This is a genomic window from Rhodococcus sp. CX (assembly GCF_015865005.1).
Taxonomy (GTDB): Bacteria; Actinomycetota; Actinomycetes; order Mycobacteriales; family Mycobacteriaceae; genus Rhodococcus.
Genome location: NZ_JADZGH010000259.1, coordinates 28,466 through 37,709 on the forward strand (window position 1 = coordinate 28,466; position 9,244 = coordinate 37,709).

11 protein-coding genes are annotated in these 9,244 nt (G+C 68.2%); 5 read left to right on the forward strand and 6 right to left on the reverse strand.

Going from position 1 to position 9,244, the window contains the following annotated elements:
• Positions 1 to 111: 111 nt before the first annotated feature.
• Positions 112 to 906 carry an endonuclease III gene (gene nth / locus I0Q12_RS28255; RefSeq protein WP_197256861.1) on the reverse strand — a complete coding sequence of 265 codons (795 nt, stop codon included), beginning with the start codon at positions 904 to 906 and terminating at the stop codon, positions 112 to 114.
• Positions 907 to 978: 72 nt separating this feature from the next.
• Here nth and I0Q12_RS28260 point away from each other — a divergent pair, with 72 nt between their 5' ends.
• Together I0Q12_RS28260 and I0Q12_RS28265 are read left to right on the forward strand one after the other, a co-directional pair.
• Entirely contained in the window at positions 979 to 1,251 is a 273-nt protein-coding gene (locus I0Q12_RS28260) for a hypothetical protein (RefSeq protein WP_197256863.1), read from the forward strand.
• Positions 1,252 to 1,441: 190 nt separating this feature from the next.
• Positions 1,442 to 2,116, forward strand: a complete 675-nt coding sequence (locus tag I0Q12_RS28265) for a Crp/Fnr family transcriptional regulator (protein WP_197256865.1) — start codon at positions 1,442 to 1,444, stop codon at positions 2,114 to 2,116.
• Positions 2,117 to 2,197: 81 nt separating this feature from the next.
• Here the strand turns inward: I0Q12_RS28265 and I0Q12_RS28270 are convergent, their stop codons facing one another.
• Genes I0Q12_RS28270 through I0Q12_RS28280 form a run of 3 tightly spaced genes read right to left on the reverse strand, consistent with a single transcriptional unit; the run spans position 2,198 to position 3,680 of the window.
• Positions 2,198 to 2,986 (reverse strand): MBL fold metallo-hydrolase, encoded by a 789-nt coding sequence (locus I0Q12_RS28270; RefSeq protein ID WP_197256867.1) that lies wholly within the window; start codon positions 2,984 to 2,986, stop codon positions 2,198 to 2,200.
• A 59-nt stretch (positions 2,987 to 3,045) separates the two neighbouring features.
• Positions 3,046 to 3,510, reverse strand: coding sequence for a RidA family protein (locus tag I0Q12_RS28275; protein WP_374068814.1), 465 nt, complete (start codon positions 3,508 to 3,510; stop codon positions 3,046 to 3,048).
• Positions 3,511 to 3,515: 5 nt separating this feature from the next.
• Positions 3,516 to 3,680, reverse strand: a complete 165-nt coding sequence (locus I0Q12_RS28280) for a DUF4177 domain-containing protein (protein WP_156665596.1) — start codon at positions 3,678 to 3,680, stop codon at positions 3,516 to 3,518.
• A gap of 76 nt (positions 3,681 to 3,756) precedes the next feature.
• Here I0Q12_RS28280 and I0Q12_RS28285 point away from each other — a divergent pair, with 76 nt between their 5' ends.
• A complete protein-coding gene (locus tag I0Q12_RS28285; protein ID WP_197256869.1) occupies positions 3,757 to 4,770 on the forward strand; it encodes an ArsA-related P-loop ATPase in 1,014 nt (337 codons plus the stop codon).
• Complete coding sequence (locus I0Q12_RS28290) at positions 4,767 to 5,906, forward strand: ArsA family ATPase (RefSeq protein ID WP_197256871.1); 1,140 nt, start codon at positions 4,767 to 4,769, stop codon at positions 5,904 to 5,906. Before I0Q12_RS28285 ends, I0Q12_RS28290 begins: the two co-directional genes overlap by 4 nt.
• A gap of 51 nt (positions 5,907 to 5,957) precedes the next feature.
• Here the strand turns inward: I0Q12_RS28290 and I0Q12_RS28295 are convergent, their stop codons facing one another.
• Positions 5,958 to 6,281: a WhiB family transcriptional regulator gene (locus I0Q12_RS28295; protein WP_068166357.1), complete on the reverse strand. Its 324-nt coding sequence runs from the start codon at positions 6,279 to 6,281 to the stop codon at positions 5,958 to 5,960.
• 304 nt (positions 6,282 to 6,585) lie between these two features.
• Here I0Q12_RS28295 and I0Q12_RS28300 point away from each other — a divergent pair, with 304 nt between their 5' ends.
• Positions 6,586 to 9,000: a transglycosylase domain-containing protein gene (locus I0Q12_RS28300; RefSeq protein ID WP_307846604.1), complete on the forward strand. Its 2,415-nt coding sequence runs from the start codon at positions 6,586 to 6,588 to the stop codon at positions 8,998 to 9,000.
• 4 nt (positions 9,001 to 9,004) lie between these two features.
• Here I0Q12_RS28300 and I0Q12_RS34190 read toward each other — a convergent pair.
• On the reverse strand, positions 9,005 to 9,244 hold a 240-nt coding region (locus I0Q12_RS34190; RefSeq protein WP_231611612.1), incomplete at its 5' end, for a GatB/YqeY domain-containing protein.

The following is a 9,244-nucleotide window of genomic DNA, read 5'->3' on the forward strand; positions in this document are numbered from 1 at the left end:
CCCGGATCCGGGGTCTCGGTGTCGCGGGGCCAGATCGCCACGATGAGGGCGACGACGACGACGAGGACAGCGAGGCTCCACCGCCCCGCACCGGTCGATCTCATGCCCAGGTCACCGCCCGGCCAGTTCGAGCAGGTGCTCCGTCTCGGGACCCTTCACGAGCGCGGCGGCGGTCGCCGGGTCGGTGGGGCCGATGCCGTAGGACGGGCAGTCCTTCGCGAGCACGCACACGCCGCAGGCGGGTTTGCGGGCGTGACACACCCGGCGCCCGTGGAAGATCACGCGGTGCGAGAGCAGGGTCCATTCCTTGCGTTCGATGAGGGCACCGACGGCGTGTTCGATCTTCACCGGGTCGGTTTCCTCGGTCCACTTCCAGCGGTTCACCAGGCGGGCGAAGTGTGTGTCGACGGTGATCCCCGGCACATCGAACGCGTTGCCGAGGATCACGTTGGCGGTCTTGCGGCCGATGCCCGGCAGGGTCACCAGGTCCTCCAGCCGGCCCGGGACCTCGCCGTCGAACCGCTCGAGCAGGGCCTGGCCGAGCCCGATCAGCGAGTTCGCCTTGTTGCGGTAGAACCCGGTGGACCGGATGTACTCCTCGAGTTCGGTGCGTTCGGCCTCCGCGTAGGCGCGGGCGTCCGGGTAACGGGCGAACAACGCCGGGGTGACCTGGTTGACCCGCACATCCGTGCACTGCGCCGACAGGATCGTCGCGACCGCCAACTCGAGCGGAGTGGTGAAGTCCAGCTCGCAGTACACGTGGGGGAAAGCCTCCGCGAGCTGCCGATTCATGCGACGCGCCCGCCGCACCAGCGCAAGCCGCGATTCCGGTTTGCGGGCACTTGCGGACGCGCGAGAACGCCTCGCCTCAGGGGTCTCGGACGGGGTCGCTTGCACCTGAACCACTGTACGTAAACGGACGGACACCACTCCGCGACCGTGTCGCTTCTGAGACCTTTCCCGTGTTTACTTCCCGATATGCAAGCTCTTGCCGTCGTGCTCTTCCCGGTGCTCCTGATGCTGTTCGCACTGGCCATGGAGCGGGTCGAGTCGCGCTTGAGTCGTCTGTCGGTCCGCGAGCAGGAGGTCGAGGACTTCCTCAACCGGGCCGGACACGAGGACGTCGCGACCCTGGCCAGGGAGGGTTTCCCCCACGCTCTCGCCCGCCTGCACCGGCGGCGCCGGAACAGCGCCGCGGAACACGTGGTGGAGGATTCCCCGCTCGACGCGGACGCCCGACGAGCAAGCTGAGGACGTGACCGACCGGTAGTATCGGACACCGCAGAAGAGACACACGACGAGTTGTTCGTGGTGTCGGTCACTCGCGCGTAATGCAGGCACAGTAGACTTTGCAGACGTACGCCTTGCAGGTGACCTGCCCGGGATGCCAGTAGACGTGCAAACCGGCACACGACGATGAGATTTCCCAAAAGGAGTGCACGTGGACGACGTCCTGGCCAGAGCAGGCATCTTCCAAGGAGTCGAGCCCTCCGCGGTGGCGGCGCTGATCAAGGAGCTTCAGCCTGTCGACTTCCCCCGCGGACACGTCATCTTCAACGAAGGTGAACCCGGCGACCGCCTGTACATCATCGTCTCCGGCAAGGTGAAGATCGGCCGCCGCTCGCCGGACGGACGCGAGAACCTGCTCACGATCATGGGCCCGTCGGACATGTTCGGTGAGCTGTCGATCTTCGACCCGGGTCCGCGGACCTCCACCGCCACCACCGTCACCGAGGTTCGTGCCGTGAGCATGGACCGCGAGGCGCTGAAGGCGTGGATCGATCAGCGTCCCGAGATCGCCGAGCAGCTGCTGCGCGTGCTCGCCCGCCGCCTGCGCCGCACCAACAACAACCTCGCCGACCTGATCTTCACGGACGTTCCGGGTCGTGTCGCCAAGGCCCTGCTGCAGCTCGCGCAGCGTTTCGGCACCCAGGAGGCCGGCGCCCTGCGCGTCACCCACGACCTCACCCAGGAAGAGATCGCGCAGCTCGTCGGCGCATCCCGCGAGACCGTGAACAAGGCGCTCGCCGACTTCGCGCACCGCGGCTGGCTGCGTCTCGAGGGCAAGTCCGTGCTGATCTCGGACTCCGAGCGTCTCGCACGCCGCGCTCGCTAGAACCTGCCGCGAAAGGCCGGGTCGTCGTCGACGGCCCGGCCTTCGTCGTTCCCGGGATCCGGATTTCCCGGACCCGCCTGCTCAGGCGAAGCTGCGCAGGTATTCGAGCTGCACGTTGACGGATTTCTCGGCGGCGGCCCACAACGACCGGTCGACATCGGCGTAGACGTGTTCGACGACGCTGCGCGGCGTCGCGTCGTCGCCGAGCACGCGCAGCGCCGCCCGGACCTGCTCGAGCCGCTCCTCGCGGTGCGCGAGATAGGCACGGGCGATCGGCTCGAGATCCGGATGGTCGGGACCGTGGCCGGGCAGCATCGTGTAGCCGGACCCGAGGTCGATCAGGCGCCGCAGCGAACCGAGGTAGTCGCCGAGGTCACCGTCGGTGTCGTCGAGGACCGTGGTGCCACGACCGAGGATGGTGTCGGCGGTCAGAACGCTGCGGTCGTCCTCGAGCACGAACGACAGCGAGTCCGCGGTGTGACCGGGCGTCGCGAGCACACGGATCCGCAGCCCGGCGGCCTCGACGACCTCACCGTCCTCGAGTCCGCGGCCACCACCGTGCCGGTGCTCGGGGTCGACGGCGCAGACGGGATTCCCGGTCAGCTCCGCGAACCGGGCCGCGCCCTCGGTGTGGTCGATGTGCCGGTGGCTGATCAGGGTCAGGGCGACCGGAACCTGCGCGATGCGCTCGAGGTGGGCTTCGTCGAGGGGACCCGGGTCCACCACGACGCATTCGTCGCTGCCCGGCGCCCGCAGAATCCACGTGTTGGTGCCCTCGAGGGACATCACCGACGGATTCTCTGCCAGGACCACGGCCGCATTCGGGGTGACCTGGCGCAACTGCGCGTAGGCGGGGTGAACCAGCGCCATGCTCGGCCTCTTTCGTGACGACGGTGCGATTCACCCCACTCTACGGTCAGCGTTCGGGGTCAGCGCACCTCGGCGATCACTTCGACCTCGACGGGTGCGGCCAGCGGCAGTTCCGCCACACCGACCGCCGAACGGGCGTGCACGCCGGCATCCCCGAAGACCTCGCCGAGGAATTCCGACGCGCCGTTGATGACGCCGGGCTGCCCGGTGAAACCCTCGGCGGACGCGACGAATCCGACGACCTTCACGATGCGGACCACGTTGTCGAGTCCGACGAGCGCGTCGATCGCGGCCAGCGCGTTCAGCGCGGCGATGCGGGCCGCGGCCTTCGCGTCCTCGGCGGTGACGGCATCACCGACCTTGCCGGTAAGTTCGAGTTTGCCGTCCACGAACGGAAGCTGGCCCGAGGTGTAGACGTGGTCGCCGGTGCGCACCGCGGGCACGTAGGCGGCGACGGGCGCGGCGACCGGGGGCAGTTCGATGCCGAGTTCGGCGAGCCGGGACGTCCAGTTCTGTTCGGTCACCTGCGTCAGCCCTTCGGTCGCTTCAGGTAGGCGACGTGCTGCTCACCGGTCGGGCCCTGCAGCACCGTCACCAGTTCCCAGCCGTCGGCACCCCAGGTGTCGAGGATCTGCTTCGTCGCGTGGGTGAGCAGCGGTACGGTCGCGTACTCCCAGGTGGTCAATTCGCTCATGTGATTCTCCTCTGTCGAGCTGCGCTCTGACCCTATCCGGCGCATTCCGGGGCCGGTCACTTATAGGCTCACCCTCGTGGCAACACCGACAGCACAGCCCGGCCTCTGGCCGGCGAAGGCCGCGAATGCGCGGCTGCACTTCGTGTCCGGCAAGGGTGGCACCGGGAAGTCGACGGTCGCGGCCGCCCTGGCGCTCGCTCTCGCGGCCGAGGGCCGCAAGGTACTGCTGGTGGAGGTGGAGGGCAGGCAGGGCATCGCCCAGCTGTTCGACGTGCCACCGCTGCCGCCGGTGGAGACGAAGGTCGCGACCGCCGACGGCGGCGGCGTCGTGATGGCCCTGGCCGTCGACATCGAAGCGGCCTTCCTCGAATACCTCGACATGTTCTACAACCTGGGTTTCGCGGGACGGGCGATGCGCCGGATCGGTGCCGTCGAATTCGCGACGACCCTGGCGCCGGGCCTGCGGGATGTCATCCTCACCGGCAAGATCAAGGAATGCGTGGTGCGCTCCGACGCGCGCGGGGGCCGGGTGTACGACGCGGTGGTGGTGGATTCTCCGCCGACCGGTCGCATCGGCAGCTTCCTCGACGTGACGAAGGCGATGGCCGATCTGGCGAAGTCCGGCCCGATCCGCTCGCAGAGCGAAGGCGTCGTGCGGCTGCTGCACTCGGACGACACGGTCGTGCACCTGGTGACGTTGCTCGAGGCGCTGCCGGTGCAGGAAACCTCCGACGCCGTCGAGGAACTGCAGGCCGCGGACCTGCGGCTCGGCACCGTGATCGTCAACCGCACGGTGCCCGAGTACCTGCCCGGTGAACTCGTCGACGACGTCGCGAAAGGACGCATCGACAGCGAATCGGTGCGAGCCGCGTTCGATCGGGTCGGGCTGAAGGTCTCCGAGCCCGACTTCGCGGGACTGCTCACCGAGACCATCGAGCATGCTTCGACCCTGAAGGCGCAGCAGGACAGCGCCGCCCAACTCGACGACGTGAAGGTGGCACGGATGACGCTCCCGGCGCTGGCCGACGGTGTCGATCTCGGCGGGCTCTACGAGCTCGCCGAGATCCTCGGCGAACAGGGTGTCCGGTGAGCGCCCCGCACGCGCGCGCCGGCGCGGTCCTGGACGTCGGGCGGATTCTCGCCGATCCGAGCTCCCGGGTCATCGTGTGCTGCGGTTCCGGCGGTGTCGGCAAGACGACGACCGCGGCGGCACTCGCGTTGCGGGCGGCCGAGCGCGGTCGCAAGGTCGTGGTGCTGACGATCGACCCGGCCCGGCGGCTCGCGCAGGCGCTCGGGGTGGAGGCTCTGGACAACAGTCCGCAGCCGGTGAAGCTGGGCGCGGAGGCGGAGGGTGAGCTGCACGCGATGATGCTGAACATGCGTCGCACCTTCGACGACATGGTGATCGAGCATTCCACGCCCGAGAAGGCCCAGCAGATTCTGGACAACCCGTTCTATCAGACGGTGGCGTCGTCGTTCTCCGGCACTCAGGAGTACATGGCGATGGAGAAACTGGGCCAGCTCGCGGCGAGCGACGCGTGGGACCTCATCGTGGTGGACACCCCGCCGTCGCGGAACGCGCTGGACTTCCTGGACGCTCCCCAGCGGCTGGGGTCGTTCCTCGACGGCCGCATGATCCGCATGTTCACCGCGCCGGGCCGCGGGCTCGGCCGCCTGGTGACGGGCGCCATGGGGCTCGCGCTGAAGGCGGTGTCGACGATCGTGGGCAGCCAGATGCTGTCCGACGCGTCGGCGTTCGTGCAGTCCCTCGATTCGATGTTCGGGGGATTCCGCGAACGCGCGAACCGCACGTATCAGCTGCTCCAGCAGCCCGGGACGCACTTCGTCGTCGTGGCCGCGCCCGAACCGGACGCGCTGCGCGAGGCGTCGTTCTTCGTCGAACGGCTCAGCACGGACGGGATGCCCCTGGCCGGGCTCGTTCTCAACCGGACGCATCCGACGCTGTCGTCGCTGTCTGCCGATCATGCGTCGACAGCGGCCGATGCTCTCGCCGAGGAGGAACGCGACGACAGTCAGCCCGCCGAGGCGGTGCTGCGTATCCACGCCCATCGGGCGGTGACCGCGAAACGGGAACTGCACCTGCTGGGCAGGTTCACCGCTGCGCATCCCCGGGTACCGCTGGTCGGGGTGCCGTCGCTGCCGTTCGAGGTGTCCGATCTCGAGGCACTGAGGGCCGTCGGAGACCAGCTGACCCGCGAGGTCTGACCCGCGGGTCCACTGGTCGTCGAGTGGTCGACGGTGCCGGGAGGTCGCTCCCTATACGGCGTTCTGGTGCTGACGCTGCGCTTCGAAGAAGTCGGCCCAGGACTCGACCTCGGGGTGCTGCTTGAGCAGTGCGCGCCGCTGTCGTTCGGTCATGCCTCCCCACACACCGAACTCGACACGATTGTCGAGGGCATCCGCACCGCACTGCAGCATCACCGGGCAGTGCCGGCAGATGACCGCAGCCTTGCGCTGGGCTGCGCCTCGAACGAACAACTGGTCGGGATCCACTTCTCGGCACCGCGCCTGGGTCACCCAGGCGATTCGTGCCTCTGCTTGGTCTACGTCGAGCCGGGCCATCGGAGTCGCCATGTGCATTCAGTTGCCCCTTCACTCTCCGAACACCGTGTTGCGGAGTTCCGGAAGTTCGCGCAAACCCGCCGTGCCGCTCAGTACGCTCAGTAGCTGCGTAGCATCAGTAGGAAGCGCCACATTCCTATTGAGGTGTTACCTGCATCACACTGATGTCTCAATCTAGGTAAAGACTCCCCAGCGCGCAAGGCGAACAAACACTTTTCTGGTACGCCCGTCCATACCTGCACGTCGGAGGCTTTTCGCCGCTACCGAAGCATCGAATCGGCGGGTCGCCACGTAGGGTGTAGCCGTGTCGATCCGAAATACGGTGGCGAAGCTCGCCGGTTGCACGGCCCTCGGCGGCGTCCTTCTCGCGGGAATGCTGTTCCCGGCCGCAGGTGGTTTCGGCTACGTCTCGAACCGGGCCGCGGACACCGTGGACAACAGCTCCGCCGAACTCGTCGAAGGTGTCGTACCCGCGGTGACCACCATGGTCGATGCCGCCGGTAACCCCATCGCCTGGCTGTACGACCAGCGCCGCTTCGAGGTGCCTAGCGACCGCATCTCCAACGAGATGAAGCTCGCGATCGTCTCGATCGAGGACAAGCGCTTCCCCGAACACCAGGGTGTGGACTGGCAGGGCACGATCCGCGCGTTCCTCACGAACACCACCAGCGGCCAGGTCGAGCAGGGTGCGTCCACCATCGACCAGCAGTACGTGAAGAACTATCTGCTGCACGTCGTCGCCAAGACCGACGCCGAGCGGCGCGCGGCCATCGAGACGACCCCGGCCCGCAAGATCCGCGAGATCCGGATGGCGCTCACCCTCGACGAGGAACTGACGAAGGACGAGATCCTCACCCGGTACCTGAACCTGGTGCCCTTCGGCAACGGATCGTTCGGCATCCAGGACGCGGCCCAGACCTACTTCGGGATCGACGCGAAGGACCTGAACATCCCCCAGTCCGCGATGCTCGCGGGCATGGTGCAGTCCAGCTCCGCACTGAACCCGTACACGAACGCGGACGGCGTGCTCGAACGCCGCAACGTCGTGCTCGACACGATGATCCAGAACATCCCGGAACGGGCCGACGAGATCCGCGCCGCGAAGAACGAGCCGCTCGGCGTCCTGCCCGAGCCCAACACGCTGCCGCGCGGCTGCATCGCCGCCGGCGACCGCGGATTCTTCTGCGACTACGCGCTGCGCTATCTCGAGAACTCCGGGCTCTCCCGCGAGCAGATCGACAAGGGTGGCTACCTGATCCGCACGACCCTCGACCCCGAGGTGCAGGCGTCGGTCAAGGCGTCGCTCGACAAGTTCACCAGTCCCACGGTCGACGACATCGCCACGGTGATGAACGTCGTCCAGCCCGGGCAGGATTCGCATCGCGTCCTCGCGATGGGGTCGAGCCGCGTCTACGGCCTCAACGGGGACGCGAACGAGACCGTGCAGCCGCAGCCCTACTCCCTGGCCGGTCACGGCGCCGGATCGATCTTCAAGATCTTCACGGTCGCCGCCGCGATGGAGAAGGGCCTCGGCACCAGCGCCGTGCTCGACGTGCCGGCCCGCTACAACGCGCGCGGTCTCGGTGACGGTGGCGCCAAGGGCTGCCCCGCCCTGACGTACTGCGTCGAGAACGCCGGTCCCTACCCGCCGCAGCTGTCGGTGACCGACGCGCTCGCGCAGTCGCCGAACACCGCCTTCGTCAAGCTGATCGAGGCGACGGGTGTCGAACCGGTCGTCGACATGTCGGTGCGGCTGGGGCTGCGGTCGTACGCACAGCCGAACACCTCCGGCTTCGGCGAGCAGAGCATGGCCGACATGCAGAAGGAACAGCACCTCGGCTCCTACACGCTCGGCCCGACCTGGATCAATCCGCTCGAGCTGTCGAACGTGGCCGCGACGCTGGCCTCGCACGGCAAGTGGTGCCCGCCGTCACCGATCGACGCGGTGTTCGACCGCGACGGCAAGCCGGTGCCGATCACGCAGCAGGCCTGTGAGCAGGTCGTCGAACCCGGGCTCGCCGATACCCTGGCCAACGCCCTGAGCAAGGACATCGCTGCCGGCGGCACCGCGTCCGGCGCGGCCGGCTCGGTCGGCTGGAGCCTGCCGACGTCAGCGAAGACCGGAACCACCGAGTCGCACATGTCGTCGGCGTTCCTCGGATTCACCAACCACTTCGCGGGCGCGGTGTACACCTACGGCGACTCCCCCACCCCCGGTGAAATCTGCTCCGGACCCGTGCGGCCGTGCTACAACGGCAACCTGTACGGCGGTACCGAACCGGCACGGACCTGGTTCAACGCGATGCTGCCCGTCGCCGGGAAGTTCGGGCCGATCGAAATGCCCCCGGTCGATCAGAAGTACGTGCGCGGTGCGGGCAACGCCCAGGTGCCCGACGTGACGGGCCTGAGCCGCCAGCAGGCAGTCTCACGACTGCAGGACGCCGGATTCTCGGTCACCGAACTGAACGTCAAGGGCGAGGCACGCGCCGGCACCGTCATCAACAGCGCACCCTCGGGTTCCGCGGTGCCCGGCTCCACGATCACGCTCTACATCAGCGACGGGACCGTCCGGGCCGCGCCGACCACCACGGCCACGCCTGCCCGGCCGAGCGGAAGCCAGGTTCCGGACACGACCGCGCCGAGCTCGCCCGCACCGATTCCGGGCCGCTCGCCCGAGCCTCCGGAGTCCGAGTCGGAGTCGCCGACCTCGGGCGACAGCGAGGCCGGCGACAACTGATCGTCTAGAGCCGCGATCGGACCGCCGCGGAAAGCCGCTTGCCGTCGGCTTTCCCGGCGGCGATCGCGGTCGCGACCTTCATGACCTGCCCCATGTTCTTCGGGCCCGGACGCTCGCCGAGTTCGTCGGCGACGCGGCCGATCGCGGTGTCGACGACGTCGACGAGTTCGGCGTCGGTGAGCGGGGTCGGCAGGTATTCGTCGATGATCCGCGCCTCCGCGTGCTCCTTCGCCGCGAGCTCACC

Bases quoted from the DNA above. Each gene is read 5' to 3' on its own strand.
- I0Q12_RS28295 (WP_068166357.1), bottom strand. From the start codon at position 6,281: ATGCACATGGCGACTCCGATGGCCCGGCTCGACGTAGACCAAGCAGAG.
- I0Q12_RS28280 (WP_156665596.1), bottom strand. From the start codon at position 3,680: ATGAGCGAATTGACCACCTGGGAGTACGCGACCGTACCGCTGCTCACC.
- I0Q12_RS28270 (WP_197256867.1), bottom strand. From the start codon at position 2,986: ATGGCGCTGGTTCACCCCGCCTACGCGCAGTTGCGCCAGGTCACCCCG.
- I0Q12_RS28260 (WP_197256863.1), top strand. From the start codon at position 979: ATGCAAGCTCTTGCCGTCGTGCTCTTCCCGGTGCTCCTGATGCTGTTC.